Below are 282 nucleotides of genomic sequence, written 5' to 3' on the forward strand. Positions count from 1 at the left end.
ATGCAATTTCATTACCGAGTATCGCACAAAATTGTAACGAAAAAGGTTTTCCGGACTCGATCGAGTCATCCGGTTCCGTTGGAATCCGCAAAGCGGTCGTTAATAAAAAGGGAAAAATTGAATTTAATTCCCGCCGCCGCCGCCGCCGCCTCCGCGAATCGTCCGAAACGGGCGCGAAAACGGAGGGGGAGGAAAAAGGGGATTCGGCAGCGGAATCGCGGAGGCATCGATTCGAGCGGTCGCGGCCGACGATCGAGGGGCGGCGGAATCGCGGAGGCACAT

The 282-nt window shown here is 56.0% G+C and carries 1 protein-coding gene; it reads right to left on the minus strand.

Annotated elements, in window-relative coordinates; genetic code table 11:
- Nucleotides 1-65: 65 nt before the first annotated feature.
- A partial coding sequence (locus QZ269_RS13450) for a hypothetical protein (RefSeq protein ID WP_291427195.1) occupies nt 66-282 on the minus strand: 217 nt, incomplete at its 5' end.

The organism is Deinococcus sp., from assembly GCF_018260405.1.
Lineage (GTDB): Bacteria > Deinococcota > Deinococci > Deinococcales > Deinococcaceae > Deinococcus.